The sequence below is a fragment of the Kitasatospora sp. NPDC101108 genome (genome assembly GCF_055584725.1).
On the sequence record NZ_JBVJLM010000002.1, the window covers coordinates 530699 to 544976 of the forward strand.

At 72.6% G+C, this 14278-nt stretch carries 21 protein-coding genes and 1 pseudogene; 19 read left to right on the forward strand and 3 right to left on the reverse strand.

All coding sequences use genetic code 11. The features are described 5' to 3' along the window. Positions 1–4 precede the first annotated feature (4 nt). The 3 genes from ACZ6Z8_RS07190 to ACZ6Z8_RS07200 all read right to left on the reverse strand — a co-directional run bounded on the left by ACZ6Z8_RS07190 (position 5) and on the right by ACZ6Z8_RS07200 (position 2184). Positions 5–571: a phosphotransferase-like protein gene (locus ACZ6Z8_RS07190; protein WP_465607140.1), complete on the reverse strand. Its 567-nt coding sequence runs from the start codon at positions 569–571 to the stop codon at positions 5–7. Beyond that, positions 568–1572, reverse strand: a complete 1005-nt coding sequence (locus tag ACZ6Z8_RS07195; protein ID WP_465607142.1) for a P-loop nucleotide/nucleoside kinase family protein — start codon at positions 1570–1572, stop codon at positions 568–570. The genes ACZ6Z8_RS07190 and ACZ6Z8_RS07195 overlap by 4 nt, the downstream gene beginning before the upstream one ends. A 261-nt stretch (positions 1573–1833) precedes the next feature. Beyond that, positions 1834–2184 carry a winged helix-turn-helix domain-containing protein gene (locus tag ACZ6Z8_RS07200; RefSeq protein ID WP_465607499.1) on the reverse strand — a complete coding sequence of 117 codons (351 nt, stop codon included), beginning with the start codon at positions 2182–2184 and terminating at the stop codon, positions 1834–1836. A 685-nt stretch (positions 2185–2869) separates the two neighbouring features. Between ACZ6Z8_RS07200 and ACZ6Z8_RS07205 the strand changes: the two genes are divergently transcribed. From ACZ6Z8_RS07205 to ACZ6Z8_RS07295, 19 genes and pseudogenes are all read left to right on the forward strand, one after another. After that, complete coding sequence (locus ACZ6Z8_RS07205; RefSeq protein ID WP_465607144.1) at positions 2870–3118, forward strand: hypothetical protein; 249 nt, start codon at positions 2870–2872, stop codon at positions 3116–3118. Continuing rightward, positions 3118–3516 carry a WhiB family transcriptional regulator gene (locus ACZ6Z8_RS07210; RefSeq protein WP_465607146.1) on the forward strand — a complete coding sequence of 133 codons (399 nt, stop codon included), beginning with the start codon at positions 3118–3120 and terminating at the stop codon, positions 3514–3516. Before ACZ6Z8_RS07205 ends, ACZ6Z8_RS07210 begins: the two co-directional genes overlap by 1 nt. Continuing rightward, the gene (locus ACZ6Z8_RS07215) at positions 3513–4547 is read left to right on the forward strand and encodes a hypothetical protein (RefSeq protein WP_465607147.1); all 1035 of its coding nucleotides are present in this window, start codon (positions 3513–3515) and stop codon (positions 4545–4547) included. The genes ACZ6Z8_RS07210 and ACZ6Z8_RS07215 overlap by 4 nt, the downstream gene beginning before the upstream one ends. Positions 4548–4567: 20 nt before the next feature. After that, positions 4568–4777 carry a hypothetical protein gene (locus ACZ6Z8_RS07220; RefSeq protein ID WP_465607149.1) on the forward strand — a complete coding sequence of 70 codons (210 nt, stop codon included), beginning with the start codon at positions 4568–4570 and terminating at the stop codon, positions 4775–4777. A gap of 17 nt (positions 4778–4794) precedes the next feature. After that, on the forward strand, positions 4795–5184 hold the full coding sequence (locus tag ACZ6Z8_RS07225; protein WP_465607150.1) for a RapZ C-terminal domain-containing protein: 390 nt from the start codon (positions 4795–4797) through the stop codon (positions 5182–5184). A 13-nt stretch (positions 5185–5197) separates the two neighbouring features. Further along, positions 5198–5626, forward strand: coding sequence for a hypothetical protein (locus ACZ6Z8_RS07230; RefSeq protein ID WP_465607151.1), 429 nt, complete (start codon positions 5198–5200; stop codon positions 5624–5626). 30 nt (positions 5627–5656) lie between these two features. After that, positions 5657–5902 carry a hypothetical protein gene (locus ACZ6Z8_RS07235; RefSeq protein ID WP_465607152.1) on the forward strand — a complete coding sequence of 82 codons (246 nt, stop codon included), beginning with the start codon at positions 5657–5659 and terminating at the stop codon, positions 5900–5902. A gap of 91 nt (positions 5903–5993) precedes the next feature. Then, positions 5994–7742 carry a hypothetical protein gene (locus tag ACZ6Z8_RS07240; RefSeq protein ID WP_465607154.1) on the forward strand — a complete coding sequence of 583 codons (1749 nt, stop codon included), beginning with the start codon at positions 5994–5996 and terminating at the stop codon, positions 7740–7742. Between the two features lie 89 nt (positions 7743–7831). Further along, complete coding sequence (locus ACZ6Z8_RS07245) at positions 7832–9961, forward strand: hypothetical protein (protein ID WP_465607156.1); 2130 nt, start codon at positions 7832–7834, stop codon at positions 9959–9961. A gap of 231 nt (positions 9962–10192) precedes the next feature. After that, complete coding sequence (locus ACZ6Z8_RS07250; RefSeq protein WP_465607158.1) at positions 10193–10381, forward strand: hypothetical protein; 189 nt, start codon at positions 10193–10195, stop codon at positions 10379–10381. A gap of 27 nt (positions 10382–10408) precedes the next feature. Next, the gene (locus ACZ6Z8_RS07255; protein ID WP_465607159.1) at positions 10409–10843 is read left to right on the forward strand and encodes a hypothetical protein; all 435 of its coding nucleotides are present in this window, start codon (positions 10409–10411) and stop codon (positions 10841–10843) included. 9 nt (positions 10844–10852) lie between these two features. After that, on the forward strand, positions 10853–11035 hold the full coding sequence (locus tag ACZ6Z8_RS07260; protein WP_465607161.1) for a hypothetical protein: 183 nt from the start codon (positions 10853–10855) through the stop codon (positions 11033–11035). A 10-nt stretch (positions 11036–11045) separates the two neighbouring features. Further along, complete coding sequence (locus tag ACZ6Z8_RS07265) at positions 11046–11357, forward strand: hypothetical protein (protein ID WP_465607163.1); 312 nt, start codon at positions 11046–11048, stop codon at positions 11355–11357. A 118-nt stretch (positions 11358–11475) separates the two neighbouring features. Continuing rightward, a complete protein-coding gene (locus ACZ6Z8_RS07270) occupies positions 11476–11958 on the forward strand; it encodes a single-stranded DNA-binding protein (RefSeq protein WP_465607164.1) in 483 nt (160 codons plus the stop codon). 113 nt (positions 11959–12071) lie between these two features. Continuing rightward, positions 12072–12662: a hypothetical protein gene (locus ACZ6Z8_RS07275; protein ID WP_465607166.1), complete on the forward strand. Its 591-nt coding sequence runs from the start codon at positions 12072–12074 to the stop codon at positions 12660–12662. A 47-nt stretch (positions 12663–12709) separates the two neighbouring features. Further along, positions 12710–13165 (forward strand): annotated as a pseudogene (locus ACZ6Z8_RS07280) (DNA cytosine methyltransferase); the annotation flags it as partial. 142 nt (positions 13166–13307) lie between these two features. Then, positions 13308–13706: a hypothetical protein gene (locus ACZ6Z8_RS07285; RefSeq protein ID WP_465607521.1), complete on the forward strand. Its 399-nt coding sequence runs from the start codon at positions 13308–13310 to the stop codon at positions 13704–13706. Between the two features lie 23 nt (positions 13707–13729). Further along, entirely contained in the window at positions 13730–13891 is a 162-nt protein-coding gene (locus ACZ6Z8_RS07290; RefSeq protein WP_465607523.1) for a hypothetical protein, read from the forward strand. Further along, positions 13888–14244 carry a hypothetical protein gene (locus tag ACZ6Z8_RS07295; RefSeq protein WP_465607168.1) on the forward strand — a complete coding sequence of 119 codons (357 nt, stop codon included), beginning with the start codon at positions 13888–13890 and terminating at the stop codon, positions 14242–14244. The genes ACZ6Z8_RS07290 and ACZ6Z8_RS07295 overlap by 4 nt, the downstream gene beginning before the upstream one ends. Positions 14245–14278: the final 34 nt, after the last annotated feature.

The following is a 14278-nucleotide window of genomic DNA, read 5'->3' on the forward strand; positions in this document are numbered from 1 at the left end:
GCCGCTACCGGTCTCCGCCAGCACGGTCACGCGACAAGAGGTCGTTGATCAGCCGCGCTGCCTCAGCCGGTTCGACGGTGCCCGTGTCCACCGTGAGGTCCCATGCCTGCCCAGGGTGAGCGTCGACATCGGCCTGCGTGGCGTCCCATGCGGAGAGCCGATCCGCAGTGTCGGCGTCGCCCCGTCCGGCTGAGCGGGACGCCGTCGCCTCGCGCGAGCACAAGAGCAGTACGACGGCCCAGTCGGCCGGGTAGCCCTTGATGAGGGCGTTGATGCCCTCGACCTGACCCAGGTGAACGACCGGAATGCCCGCCATGAACGCCTCGTCCATCCCGGGACGGTCGATCACGTACGTGTTGCCGTACCGCCGGTTCAGGTAGATGACATCGCCAGCGGCCTCCAGCTCGGCCAGTTGCTCAGCAGTGCCCATCCGGTAGCCGGTGGACTTCCCGGAACCGACCTTGAGCCGAGCGAAGGGCCGGTATTCCGGGCTGATCTCCTGGAGGACCCGGGTGACGGTGTCCTTCCCGGCGGCCGGCGGGCCGTACAGGACGAGGCCGCGCGATGTCACAGCCCGCCTCCGCTCAGTACGTCGCGGGCCTGGTCGGCAGCGGCGATCGCCGCACCGAGGCGGTTGTCCACCACGAAGTGCGGGCCTTGGGGCCGGAGCTTGAGGTCAATCGTCGCCAGGTACTCCTCCCACGACTCCATCTTCCAGATGTCCCGGGCCGCGCCTCGGAACTCGATGTACTCCCTCATCGAGTCGGGGTCGCACTCGACCCAGATAGCGGCCACGGTGGCTCGCTTCGCCTTGCAGCGGTTGTAGAAGCGCTGCATCCAGTCGGCCTGTGAGAACTCCGCCAGGAACGGCGCGTCGAGGATCACGGACGTGCCGCAGTCGACGTTGTCCCACGCGGCCTCCATGAGGCAGCGGTATTCGAGCGGCCGGACCTTCTCGCGGTAGAGCGCAGAACTCCGGTCGTTCACCTCTCCGCCGAGCGCCGTCAAGAGCTGATCGACCAGCGGGCGCGTCAAGGAATCCTTGTCGAGCACCGGCCACCCGGTGAGGCGGCCGATGAATTTGGCGAACTCACTTTTCCCGGAACCGGCATATCCGCCGACGAGGAGAACCATCGGGCCGGAATTCTCGCCGCCATTCCGACGCTTCCACTCGTTAATGACCCGACTGCGGAACGCTCCGGCGTCGACATTGTCCGCGCCCTCGCGGATGCTGCTGAGAGCCTCGCGGATCGCCTGGTCCAGGTTGGGGACAGTTTCTGCTGCTGGACGCTGGTTGGGCACCGTGGTGACCTCTCCGGGGAGCGGTCGGCGAAAGCCCAGTTCCGCCTCGTTCATGCGGTAGAGAAGGCAGTAGGCCCGGCGGTAGTCGGGGCGCGGGTACGAGGAGCCCGCCTCGTGCGCCCAGACCGTCTGAAAGTTGGCAGCAAGGTTGAACTTGTGCCGCTCGCCGATTTCCCGAAGCTTCTCGCCGACTTCCTCAAGGGTCAGTTCGTGGGATTCCCTGACCTGCTTGAGAATTGCCGGATTCCATCCTGGGCGTTGCCGAGCCATATTCCCCTCCTAGGAAACTGCTCGTGCCGCGAGTGTAGCGGCTCGTTGAGTCACCCGAAAATCGCGATAGAAGTCGTGATAGTAGTCATGTAAGGATCTGCTACCGAATGCCAGTAAGGCTCCGTGATACAGATGCCGCTCCGATGGGTGTGAACTGATTCCTGTCCACCCCAGGAGGCATCAGTGAAGCGTCGCCCGCCCCGATATACAGCCGGGGGACCGCAGCACAGCCGCGATCCCCCGGTCCCCCCCATCCGCCCGTCACCGGGCCTCAAGCTCCGCGACCCGGGCTTGCAGGTCGCGAAGTTCCCCGCGAACCTCCGCGAGCTCGCGCCGGAGCTGCCCAGCCTCGCTGCCGGCGACGGCCGCGGCCTTCGACTCCGCACCCTCGGTCAGGAAGGCCGCCTTGCCTTGGTGGCTCACGACGAGCCCGGTCTCCCGCAGGTGGCCGACGGCGGCGCGCGCAACGGTTGGGCTCACGTCGTAGTAGGCCTGAAGCTTCGCCAGTGACGGGATCTTCCCGTCGACGGCGAACTCGCCCTTCGCGATCCGTGCGCAAAGGTCATCGGCCACCTGCCGGTAGGCGGACTTCTCGCCGGTCCACTCGACCATCACCACTCCACATCCCTCTGCGTCTCTGCCTCATAGTGCCGCACTCTCCGGCCGGAACCAATGCTTCCGCATCTTGCCCGGCCGGTGGACTTGCCAACTCTGCTTCTCTGCCTCACAGTGTTCTGTGTGGCAGAGAGAACAAAGTTCTCGCAAGCCTTGCTATTCCTGCACGTCAACGGCCTTTTGGGGCCGGAACTGTCGCCTGAGCGAGACAAGGCGACACAGAGGGGCCTTCTTAAGGCTGCTCTGAACTGCGCAAAAGGCGCCCTGAAAAGCGGTGAAGCAACCGCTTGAAGGGTCGCCAGTGCTGAGGCGGAGGACGCTGCAATCTCCGCAAAGGCCAGGGGACAGGGGCTTCGGCCCCGACTGGCGAGGTGGCCCGGTGACCGCGAGCAACGGCCGGAGAGTGGGGGCGCGCCCCCCTTGCAGTGAGTTTCCCTGCCCGCTCAACCAAAGGAGGTGTCCCGATGAAACCGATCGACCGCAAGAGACATAGGCCGCCTCACCGCGCCACTGGCCGGTGAGGCGTCGACCAGCGATCACGGTTCCCGGCGTCCCTCCGCCTCGGCGGAGGGACGCCGGGTCCGCGCGGACGCTCGTCGATCGTCCGGCCCCAACACGGCTGCGGTCCCGGTGCTGCAACACCGGGACCGCTCAGGGCCGTCCGAGTGAAGGAACACGACCCATGAAACTGATTGTCGCAGGCCAGGACGCCGCGACGCCGGACGAGTTCGCGGAACTCGCCCTCGGCGTCGGCATCGACGCCGAGCTGTTCACCGGTAGCGAGGACGAATCCGCCGACGACAGGCGGGCCCGGCTCGACGCCGCGCGGGACATCCTGCGGGACCTGGACCCGCCGGCCGCCCGCTTTGCCTCGGCGCTGATGCGCACCGCCGAGCGCCGCCGAGTGCTGACCTGGAAGGCGGCCGCCTGATGAGCCCTCGCCGCATCCTGGTTCTCACCGGCACCCGTGCCCCGCACCGGCCCGGCCGCCCGTTGGCCACCCGGCTCGCCGAGTATCAGCCCGACCCGGACGGCGCCCTGCCCGGCGCCGCCTGCGTCGGCGCCGACCCCAGCCTCTTCTACCCGGAGCCCGACGAGGACACCGAGGTCACGGAGGACGTCGTCGCGAAGGCCTGGTGGGCCGAGCGGCGCGCCAAGATGATCTGCGCTGGGTGCCCGGTCCGGCTGGTGTGCCTGGAACTGGCGATGGAGCGGCACGAGAAGCACGGCATCGCCGGCGGGATGACCCCCGCCGAGCGCGCCGCGCTGTACAAGCGCCGCTCCCGGGCCGCCCTCCGCGAACGGCGCGCCGCCGGGGGTGCCGGATGAACGTTCACCACTCCGCCGGGGGTGTTCACCGACCGCTCACCGAGGTGCCCACCGAGGACCAGATCCGCCGGACCTCCTGGGTGATCAGCGCCGGCACATGGGTGCTGACGGGAGCGGTGGTCGCGGTGAGCATGTCCACCGCCGCCCCGTTCATCGACGCCCATTCACCCGGCTACGGCACCGGCCCCGTCATGGCGGTCGCCTCGGACGGATGCTTCATCCTGAGCCTCCAGGCGGACAGCACCCTCTCCCGCTTCGGCGTGAAGCCCGGACGCTGGCCGGCCCTCTTCCGATGGGTCACCGGCCTGGCCACAGTCTGGCTCAACATCGGGGCCGCCGCACTGGCAAAGGACCTGGTCGGGGTCGTGATCCACCTGATCCCGCCGCTTCTGCTGCTGCTCGTCGCCGAGGCCGGACCGGCCTACCGCCGAGCTCTGGCCCGCCTCGTGGCCCGGCGCCAACCGCCGCTCCGCACCCGGCCAGCGACGTTCCCGCAGGCCGCCCGACAGGTGGTGAACCTGCCCCTGTTCACCCTCCCGACGGCGCCGTTCACCCTCGCCCCGCAGCCCGCCCCGACCCTGCCGTCCAGCCCCTCCCCGGATGCCCGGGACGCGCTCTCGGCGGGTCCGGCGGACACGGTGAACACCGAGTCCGTTCACCCGGCACTCACCCCCGTTCACCCCGAACCGGAAGAGGCCACCAGCCCCACCGCCGTCGAGGCCACGGACGCCGCCGAGGATGTGATCGACGGCCCGGTGTACCCGGCTGGCCCCGACCCGGTGAACACCCCGGAGCCCGAGGCGTTCACCGCCGAGGACGAGGTGAACACCGACGCCGAGGACAACGACCGGGAAGAACCGGCCGCCGTCCGCCTGGACGAGGCCGAGGCCGCCCGCGTGATCGAGGACTGCTGGCGCGACAAGGTTCCCCAGCGCGAAGCCGCGCGCCGCGCCACCCGCTCCGCCTCCTACGTCAACACCGTCTACAAGCGGCTCAACGAGCAGCGCGCCGCCGCGCTCGCCGCCGCCTAAACCTTCCGGGAGTAACCGTCATGAGCACCGACCGCATCCCGGCCGCCGAGCCGGAGTTCGAGCAGACCCGTGTCGTCGACATCTTTCCCTTCCACGGCTTCACCTGCGCCCAGACCAGCAACGAGGACGACAGCGTCCGCTGGTGGCACCTCTTCACCTCCGCCGGCGTCTCGCTCGGCTCCACCAACCGGCCCGAGCTGCTCGGCTCCCTGACCCAGCAGACCCGCTGAGCCCGGAGGACCCGCTCATGTCCATCACCGACGTCCGCTTGGTCAGCTTCGGCTACCTCCACGGCGACCCGCCCGCCTTCGCTCACCTCGTGCTCGACCTGCGGCGCCACTTCCGCGACCCGCACGTCGACCCGACCCTTCGCCACATGACCGCCGAGGACCTGCCGGTGCGCCGGACGGTGCTGCAGACCCCTGGCATCCAGGAGCTGATCGGCGCGACCGCGCTGCTGGCCGAGGCGTTCGACGCCGGCCCGGCCGAGTCGCCGCTGAACATCGTCGTCGGCTGCGCGGGCGGTCGGCACCGCGCCCCCACCGTGGCCATTGCGCTCGCCAAGCGCCTCGGCAAGACCGGCATCACCGTCCACCTCGGCCACCGCGACCTCTACAAGCCGGTCGTCGACCGCTGAAATGGAGCCTCCCTTGACCAGCGCTCGTGCTACCAGGTTCGCCGCCTCATACGCCCTGCTGCGGGCCTCGGCGGACGTCGCGGACCACTGGGTCCAGAGCGACCACCAGGCCACGACCAAGGGCCAGGCCGGAACGGCCGGTCGCAGGGCCTGCGCGGCGCACGTCGCCTCCTACACCGCGGTCCAGGCCGCCGTCCTACTGGGCGGCGCCCGCCTGCTGGGGGTGGGGCTGCGTCCCGGCCTGGTGGCCGCCGCGCTCGCGCTCAGCGCGGCCACCCACTACGTCGCCGACCGGCGCGAGCCGCTGCGGCGCCTGGCGGACGCCACCGGCAAGGGCCGTTTCGTGCGGCTCGCCGACCACGGCATGAACGGCGCCTACGCGCTGGACCAGGCCTGGCACCACGCCTTCGAGACCGCGGCCGCCCTCATCGCCTCCATCTGACAACTCATCCGAGCAGAAAGAGAGTTCACCGTGACCGTCCCCGCCACCGCGCACCGCCCGGCTCCGGTCCAGCCCACGCACGCCTGGCTGATCACCCTCCAGAAGCCCATCGACCGCGGCTTCGCCACGTTCACCATGGACGGGACCTACACCGCCCTGCCCGGGGCCACCCGCCAGCAGGCCTACAAGGACATCCGGACCTGGGTCGACCAGCAGAAGCCCGAGATGGCCAACGCGACCGTCACGTTCTTCTCGCTGGAGTCAAACCAGCTCTGACCAGCCGTAACGGCCCGGAACCACCGCCCTGCTGGCGAGCTGCCGATGGTTCCGGGCCCTCCGTCCTCCTCAGAGAACCGGAGCGCCCATCATGTCCGAACCGGTGGCCTCGACGCTGGTCGAGGTCGTCCCCGCACCCCAGAACCAGCCACCCCCCGCCGCGTCGCCGACCCCGAAGCCCGAGCCAGCGCCCGCCCCACCCGGTGCGGTGCCGGGTGTCCCAATCGCGGTGGCCGCCGCCAACGCCCTCGGCACCGCCGGGGCCGGTGCCGCCTCCCTCGGCGGCCCGGCCGCCACCCTCGCCGCGGTCGGCGCCGTCGCCGGAGCCGCCGCGATCGGCGGCCTGGCCCGCAGGATGCGCAACCGCCGCACCGCCTTCCCGCGCACCACCGCCCGTACGGCCGTCGGTCCCCGCTCGGCCGGGGCCGGGGGTGGCCTCTTCTCCCCGCCCGCCCGCCGCTCCACCGGCTGGACGCCCGCTGCCAACCACTCGACGCCGCAGACCCGTTACGGCCGTACCGGCGCTCCCGGCACCGCCTCCGGGCCCACGCCCGACGCGGCCCGGCACCCGGGCGGCGCCACAGCTCCGCTCGACAACCCCGCCCCCCGGAAGGGACAGCACGTGTCGCGAACGGCCGGAACCATGCCCCCCGCCGCTCACCGCGGCACCACCGACCACCCCGCCAACGGCGTGCCCCAGCAGGCCGGACGCGGCTCCGCTCCGGCGGACCGCGCCAGCGGCCCCCGCCACCGCCCCGCCAGCACCGGGGCGCACACCCTGGCCAAGGCCGCCTCCCGGCTGCCCGGCGGCGAGCACTGGTCGGGCGGGGAACGGGCCGAGCGCCGCGCGGCCCGGCAGAACCAGCGCCTTGAACGGGTCGCCGAGCGCACCGCCCGCCGGGTCGCCAAGGGCCAGGCCAAGGCCGAGCGGCTGGCCGGCATCGACCCCGCCACCGGCGCCGCCGCCCGCGCCGCCAGCGGCTCGGACGGGCGGATCACCCCGGTGCAGACGAAGGCGCTTCACCGCTCCGCCATGCGCTACCGGGCCCGGATGGGCGGCGCCGTCCTCGCGACCGCCCTGGTCGGCCTCGGCTCAGCGCTGGTCGGCAACTGGCGCCACCGCGGCCGGGTGAGCGGCCACATGCGGCGCGTCTGGCAGCGCATGTCCGAGCGCGCCCGCGCCGTGCGCGAGGCCCGCGACGCCGCGATCCTCGGCCGCCCTGACCCCAACGCCACCGCCCCCGGTGCCGCGGGGGTGCCGGTGCCCGCCGAGACCGTCAACATCCCCGGCCGCCCCAGCCCGACCCCCGCCGCCGCCGACGGCGGTGCCGGTCCGTGGACCGCCGACACGGCCAGCCCCTTCGCCCGCATCGGCGCCGCGCCCGACTGCTTCGGCGGCCGCGCGAAGCCCGGCGAGACCGCGACCACCCAGCCCGTCACCCTCGGCAAGCCCACCGCGAAGGAGAACGCCACCGTGACCACGCCCGCCGGTACCACCCCCACGTTCAGCCTCACCTCCGCCGCCGACGTCCTCTTGCAGGCCGCGACCACCTTCGACCCCGAGAACATGGTCCAGTTCGGGGCCTTCGCCGATGAGCTGCCCGTCGCCTACGGCACCATCCAGGAAGTCCTTCGGGTCCTCACCGAGAAGGGCACCGAGCAGCTGCCCCTGGACAAGGTCGTGGTTGAGGAGATCGCCCAGGGCTACCAGGCCATGGGTCGCGTCGTGAGCGCCCTGGAGCAGGTCGGCCCGACGTTCCGCCAGGCCCACGCAGAGGACCTGGAGCGCCACGAGAACCCGCGCAACGGCCTTGAGGCCGAGCGGAAGTGGAACGTCTGACCGTCCCACCCATCCCCAGCACCCACACCCCCGACGGGCCGTCCACACCCTGTGGACGGCCCGCCCCGTTCCGGCTGGAGACCGCCGCCATGACCAAGAACACCAAGAACACCGCGCCGCGCGTGAACTGGCAGGCCGGCCACGGCCTGCTGACCGGCACCATGAACGGCACCCTCGGTGCCCTGTCGACCACCGCGCTCGGCCACGCCACCGGCCTGCCCGCCGGATGGGCGCTCGCCGCCGGTGCCGCCGGAGCCATTGGCACCATCGGCGCCGGGCTGCGCAAGCGCCTGACCGGCGCCACGCTCGCCTTCCGCAGCACCTGCTGGATGGCCGCTGGCGGCTGGTCGTCCTGGGCCCTCGCCCACGGCGGCCCCTGGCAGTGGGGCGAACTCGGCTCGCTCGCCGTCGCCGGGATCGCCGCCGGCACGCTCGGCGCCGCGTTCGCCGCGCACGAGGAAGTCGAGCAGGCCAAGCGCTCCCACCTGCTGCTGATCGGCGCCCGCCGCCAGCTCGCCACTGAATGGACCGACCGCATCCGCCGCGTCTGCAACGTCGAGGTGACCGTCCTCGGGATCGAGCACTGGCCCTCCGGCGCCGGCTACACCCTGGAGCTGGAGCTGCCCGAGGGTGGCACCACCCGCCGCGCGATCGCGGATCGCGCCGAGGCGCTCGGCTCCGACCTCGACCTGCCCGACGGCTGCGGCCTCCAGGTCATGCCCGGCATCTCCCGCCGGCGCGTCCTCATCCAGGTCACCACCAAGGTCATCACCGCCGAACTCATCTTCCCCATCGAAGAGATGGCCGAGGTGACCACGGTGAACAACCCGATCCCGGTCTCGCTGCTGTCGGACGGGGCGCGGGCGGAGATGGACCTGCGGCAGTCCTCCACGATCGTCACCGGCCCCACCGGCAGCGGCAAGACGAACTGGCTCCACACCCTGATCGCCCGGCTCAACCAGACCAACGACGTGCTGGTGTGGGTGATCGACCTCAACGCCGGCTCCATCGGCCTGCCGTGGCTCAACGCCTGGCGCGACGCCCAGCTCGGCCGCCCTGGCTCGCCCTGGGCCGACGCCGACATCCCCGTTCCCGGCGTCGACTGGGTCGCCTCCACCCCCGATGAGGCCACCCGCATGCTGGCCGCCGCCGTCCGGATCGCCAAGCACCGCAAGGCCGCCTACCAGGACGCCATGCGCGACGCCAACGACGACAAGCTGCCCGTCGGCCCGACCATTCCGGAGATCGTCATCGTCATGGACGAGGGCGCCGAGGTCGCAGCCACCCGCGAGGCCCGCGCCGTCCTGGCCGGAGTCTCCGAGGTCATCCGCATCGCCCGCGCCATGGCGATCCGCGCCGTCGTCTCCGTCCTGCGCGTCACTCAGGACGTCATGCCCGACCCGCTCGTGCGCAAGATGGCCTCCAACCGGCTCGCCACCGGCGCGTTCGAGGACTCGGAGCTGGGCCACCTCTTCGGCTGGCGGGCCCTACGCGCCGAAGACAGCTTCTCGGGCCCGGGGTCGGTGCTGGCCGGCACCGAGGGCAAGCAGCCCGCTAAGGCCCGCCAGTGGCGCATCACCCCCGACATGATCGAGGAGATCAGCGCCCTCACCGCCAACCGCCGCCCTGCCCTCGACGCCCCCTCCCTGGAGGCCGCCGGCGCCGACTACACCGACCGCTGGACCATGGAGCGCTGCGGCCACCTCTGGGCGGGGAACGAGCCCGTCACCGCCGGGGCGTCCTCGGCGGCGCCGAGCACCTCGGCCACTCCGGCATCCGGTGGCCCGGCCGCCGGGCAGAGCAAGGGCGCCGCCGCGGTCGGCGGCTGGAAGGCCACCGCCGGTTGGGACACGCCCGCCGAGCCGGCCGGGCTGGACGACCTGGAGTCGATCTGGCTGCTGCCCGCCGCCCCCGAGCCGGGGACCGCCACCCCGGAGGGCACCGACTGGGCCGACCCGTCCACCTGGTCCACCGGGCGGGAGGACACCGCACCGGAGACCCCGGACGCGAGGGACGCCGCGCTCGCGCTGCTGCGCGACGCCGGGCCCGAGGGCACCGGAGCCTCCGCCATGGAGAAGGTGCTCCAGCCCCGATTCGGCACCCGCCGCCAGGCCATCGCCGGATGGCTCAAGGCCTGGGCCGAGAGCGGTGAAGCGGTGCGCGTCGGCGAGGGCAGCAAGGCCCGCTACGTCCACCGCGACCACGCCCCCGACGCCTGACCCCACCGCCTGTCCTGTCGCCTGTCTCCACCCCCGGAGAAGGGGGTCATCCACCTGTCGCGCAGCCTGTATCCCCCCTCTGACCTGCGGACGACAGGCGACAGGACAGACGACAGGACAGGCACGCGACAGGACAGGCGACAGGCCGCACGACAGGCGAACCACCCCGCCCCGGCCGCGCGCCGGGGCGGGCCCCAGACACCCGCCCGCACCCTCCCGGAAGGCTCCGCCGTGATCGTCTCGCTCAGCATCACCGTCCTCTTCGCGATCCTCTCCGTCGTCCTCATCCGCGGCCGCCGCGTCTCCCTGCCCACCGCGGTCGTGCTCTGGCTCTCGGGCTTCACCCTCGCCTCCACCGGCATGGCCGACCCCGTGAACACCTTCCTCGCCGCCGTCACCCGGATCGTCTCCGGCCACTGACCACCCACCCTCGACAGGAGACGCACCGTGGACCGCACCCCGTACCCGCAACCCGCCCCGGTGCTCTACACCGCCGAGGGCCAACCCCTCTACGCCACCGCCCCGCTCACCGCACCGCCCGCCCTCTACCAACCCACCGCACCGCAGCCCGTCCCGCTCTACGCACACCCGCCGATGCCGCAGCAGCCAGCCGTCCTCATACCGGCCACCGTCCCGGCCGCGCAGCCCGCTGCGGCGCGGGACCCGTGGCCCGCTCGCCTCGCCGCTGGCGGCATCGGCCTCGGTGCCGCTGGGTTCGGCATCGGCTACGCCCTCCAGGCCGTGGCCGCAGCCGGCAGCAGCCTCGGCGGACTCGCCGTCATCGGCGCTGGCGCCTACTGCCTCGCCAAGACCCGCGGGGGCGGCGGGAGTAGGCACGGCGCCGTGAACGTGCAGGTCACCGTCTCCAACCGCAACCGCTGAACGGACCCCATGACCCACCCCCTCGACAGCACCGACGTACACGACGCCGGCCACTACGGACTCGCCCAGGTCTACGCCAAGTACGGCTCCCTGCCGCCTACCGACCACGCCCACCTGCTCGCCCTGCTCGCCATCGCCGACGCCCTGCGCGCCCTCACCGACCAGCCCAAGCCCGCCGTGCCGAACGCCTGAGAGGCCGCCCATGGACGACGACTTCGCCATGCACGACTGCACCGACTACCCGACCCCCGAGGAGGAGCAGGCCGCCGAGATCGCCCTCGACGTCGCCGACGAACAGCGCCGGATCGAGGAGGAGCAGGCCAACCCCCGCCCCGGTCACACCGAGCCGTGCGAGGGCTGCCACGGGACCGGCGGCGGCTACGAGGACGAGGCATGGGACGACGAGGCCCAGGACTACGTCCCCATCGACTGGGAGCACTGCCCCGAGTGCGGGGGCTGCGGCTACTACGACTGCGACGGCAACTGCGAGTTCGCCCGGAACCCCGAGGTCTGACGGACCTGTGCCGACCGCCGTGCCACCCGGACCACCGCCGTAGCTGGCGGCGCGGGTCCGGGTGGTGCGGGGGACGGGCAGACCCGCTCCCGACACCACCGATGCCCTGGGAGGCACCGTGTCCGTGGGAGAGACCCCGATCACCGTCGTCGGCAACCTCACCGACGACCCCGAACTGCGCTTCACCCCGCAGGGCGTGGCCATGGCCCGCTTCACCGTCGCCTCCACCCCCCGCACCTACGACAAGTCCACCGGGCAGTGGCGCGACGGCACCGCGCTGTTCCTGCGCGCCACCGCCTGGCGCGAGATCGCCACGAACGTCGCCGAGTCCCTGGTCAAGGGCATGCGCGTGGTCGTCACCGGTCGCCTGGTGCAGCACAACTGGAAGACCGAGCAGGGTGAGAACCGCTCCATGCTCGGCCTCGACGTCGACGAGGTCGGCCCCAGCCTGCGCTTCGCCACCGCCAAGGTCACCAAGACCCAGCGCACCGGTGCCTCCGCCGCGCAGGCGGCCGACCAGTGGTCCACCGCCGCCCCGGCCGCGCCCGGCGGCGAGTGGGGCGGCGCCCCGGCCGGCGGCTCCGACGAGCCGCCGTTCTAGCCGGACCCGCTCCCTAGCAGCAAAAACGCCCCGCAGCGGCCGCCGAATCTTGGCAGAGAGACGGCTGCTGCGGGGCCGATCCGATCCCTTCGCAGAGACCAGAGGACTCCAGCATGCCCCAGTTCACCGACGGCACGCTCGCCATCGTCGATGACATCTACGACCGGGAGCAGGCCTCCGACGGCCGGTCGCGCTACGGCACCTACCTGGCCCGCAACGCGCGCCTGCTGCACGACGACGGACAGCCCCTCACCGCCGCCGAGTTCGCGTGCAGCGCCTGGCAGATCGCCACCGGTCCGATCATGTCGCCCGGCTACGTGCGCGTGCGCCCCGACCTGCACGCCATCACGCTCGTCTCCGCCACCGGCGACAGCCGCGACGTCGCCCTGCGCATCGAGGTGCCCGTGCGGCACTCCGTCCTCGCCCACCGGCCCGACCGGCGGCTCGGCGACTGGCAGCCGGACCTGTGGGGCGCCGACCGCGGCCCGTTCCGGCGCCTCTTCGAGCCCGACGCCGACAAGGCCCTGCTCCTGACCACCGCCACCCTGCTCCTGCCCGTCCCGGACCACCTCCTGACCGAGCCCGGCTCCGCCGACCCCGGAAGCATCATGACGATCGAGGCCAAGTCCGTGGTCAAGGAACTGGTCGTCTGGGCCAACGCCCACGCCCACCTGGTCAACGACCTGAACGGCGCGGCGTCGTGACCGGCCCGGTCATCGGGTCGTTGTGCAGCGGGTACGGCGGCCTGGACATGGCCGTCCGCTCCCTCCTGGGCGGGGAGTTGGCGTGGGTGGCCGACCCGGACCCCGGGGCGGCCGCGATCCTGGCCCACCACCACCCGCACGTACCGAACCTCGGCGACATCCGCGCCGTCGACTGGTCGACGGTGGAGCCAGTGGACGTGCTGACCGCCGGTTTTCCCTGCCAGTCCGTCAGCCTGGCCGGCCTGCGGGCCGGGATCGTCCCCGGCGCCGCCTCCGGCCTGTGGGTCGAGGTCGCCCGCGCCGCCCGTGAACTCCGGCCCTCCCTGGTGGTGATCGAGAATGTCCAAGGCCTCCTCTCGGCGAAAGCCGACCGCGGCGACGCTGCTGGAGTGGGATCCGGAACGCCGGATCTGGACCCGGCAACCGGACGGCCCCTCGCTCTTCGCGCTCTCGGCGCCGTTCTGGGAGACCTGGCCGGCCTCGGGTTCGATGCGGAATGGACGAGCGTGCGAGCGTCCGACGTCGGCGCCGCTCACCAGCGCAACAGGGTCTTCCTCCTCGCCTGGCCAGCCGAACGAGGGGGAGCTGCTGCCGACCCCGACCGTCTCGGAGGCGACCGGGACCGGGCACGCCAGCCGGGGCGGAATGAACCTGCGGACCATCGTCAGTCTCCTGCCCACCCCGACCGTGGCGGACTCCCGGAACACGGCGACCTTCCGTCCGGACGGGACACCGTACGGCGCGGGCTACGGTCAGACGCTGGTCGACGCGACAAGGCTGCTGCCGACCCCGACCGCCGCCGACGGCGACCGCACCAGCCCGACGTTCAGCCGGGGCAACCCGACCTTGGTCGGGGCACTGCTGCCGACGCCCAGGGCGACGGACGGCACGAAGGGCGGGCCGAACCAGCGCGGGAGCCGGGGCGACCTGACGCTGCCCTCGGCAGCGGCCCGGATTGGGGCCCGTACGGCCCGGCCGTCCACCGGTGGGAAGCGCGCCTCGGCCGACCCGCACCCGGGCCAACTGACGATCGGGGACGCCTGAACCCCGTCTTCGTCGAGTGGCTGATGGGCCTTCCAGCCGGGCACGTCACCGCCGTCCCCGGCCTGTCCCGCACCGCCCAGCTCAAGGCCTTGGGCAACGGCGTCCTGCCCGACCAGGCCGCCGCTGCCCTCCGTCTCCTGCTCGACCGCGCCACCACCGGCGGCGGGTTGGGGGCGGCCGCATGAGCCCCCGGGTTCCGCCGCTCGGCGACAACCAGGGCCTGTGGCTGGTCGTCCTCGCCGCCGCAGCGGGCCGCTGCCAGTGCCGCGGCACCTGCGGCAAGAAGCACGACAAGGACGGCGGGCGCTGCAAGACCGTCAACGGCGGCTACGGCCGCCGCCACGGCACCGGCCCCGTCCGCCTGCTCGCCGCCCCCGCCCAACCGGCCGACCTGCTCCTCCCCACGCACAAGGCCGCCGCCCTGCCGAAGACCGCACTCATCGCGTGGTGCCCGGAGTGCCACGACGCCACCCTCCGTGCAGCCGACAAGGCCCGCCAGGCGAGCGCCCCGGCCGCCGAGCCGGACTCCCTGTTCTGACTCACGTCTCGCCCCCCGGGGCGGCCCTGCCCGC

Bases quoted from the DNA above. Each gene is read 5' to 3' on its own strand.
- ACZ6Z8_RS07195 (WP_465607142.1), bottom strand. From the start codon at position 1,572: ATGGCTCGGCAACGCCCAGGATGGAATCCGGCAATTCTCAAGCAGGTC.
- ACZ6Z8_RS07200 (WP_465607499.1), bottom strand. From the start codon at position 2,184: ATGGTCGAGTGGACCGGCGAGAAGTCCGCCTACCGGCAGGTGGCCGAT.
- ACZ6Z8_RS07205 (WP_465607144.1), top strand. From the start codon at position 2,870: ATGAAACTGATTGTCGCAGGCCAGGACGCCGCGACGCCGGACGAGTTC.
- ACZ6Z8_RS07210 (WP_465607146.1), top strand. From the start codon at position 3,118: ATGAGCCCTCGCCGCATCCTGGTTCTCACCGGCACCCGTGCCCCGCAC.
- ACZ6Z8_RS07215 (WP_465607147.1), top strand. From the start codon at position 3,513: ATGAACGTTCACCACTCCGCCGGGGGTGTTCACCGACCGCTCACCGAG.
- ACZ6Z8_RS07220 (WP_465607149.1), top strand. From the start codon at position 4,568: ATGAGCACCGACCGCATCCCGGCCGCCGAGCCGGAGTTCGAGCAGACC.
- ACZ6Z8_RS07225 (WP_465607150.1), top strand. From the start codon at position 4,795: ATGTCCATCACCGACGTCCGCTTGGTCAGCTTCGGCTACCTCCACGGC.
- ACZ6Z8_RS07240 (WP_465607154.1), top strand. From the start codon at position 5,994: ATGTCCGAACCGGTGGCCTCGACGCTGGTCGAGGTCGTCCCCGCACCC.
- ACZ6Z8_RS07245 (WP_465607156.1), top strand. From the start codon at position 7,832: ATGACCAAGAACACCAAGAACACCGCGCCGCGCGTGAACTGGCAGGCC.
- ACZ6Z8_RS07260 (WP_465607161.1), top strand. From the start codon at position 10,853: ATGACCCACCCCCTCGACAGCACCGACGTACACGACGCCGGCCACTAC.
- ACZ6Z8_RS07265 (WP_465607163.1), top strand. From the start codon at position 11,046: ATGGACGACGACTTCGCCATGCACGACTGCACCGACTACCCGACCCCC.
- ACZ6Z8_RS07275 (WP_465607166.1), top strand. From the start codon at position 12,072: ATGCCCCAGTTCACCGACGGCACGCTCGCCATCGTCGATGACATCTAC.
- ACZ6Z8_RS07285 (WP_465607521.1), top strand. From the start codon at position 13,308: ATGAACCTGCGGACCATCGTCAGTCTCCTGCCCACCCCGACCGTGGCG.
- ACZ6Z8_RS07290 (WP_465607523.1), top strand. From the start codon at position 13,730: ATGGGCCTTCCAGCCGGGCACGTCACCGCCGTCCCCGGCCTGTCCCGC.
- ACZ6Z8_RS07295 (WP_465607168.1), top strand. From the start codon at position 13,888: ATGAGCCCCCGGGTTCCGCCGCTCGGCGACAACCAGGGCCTGTGGCTG.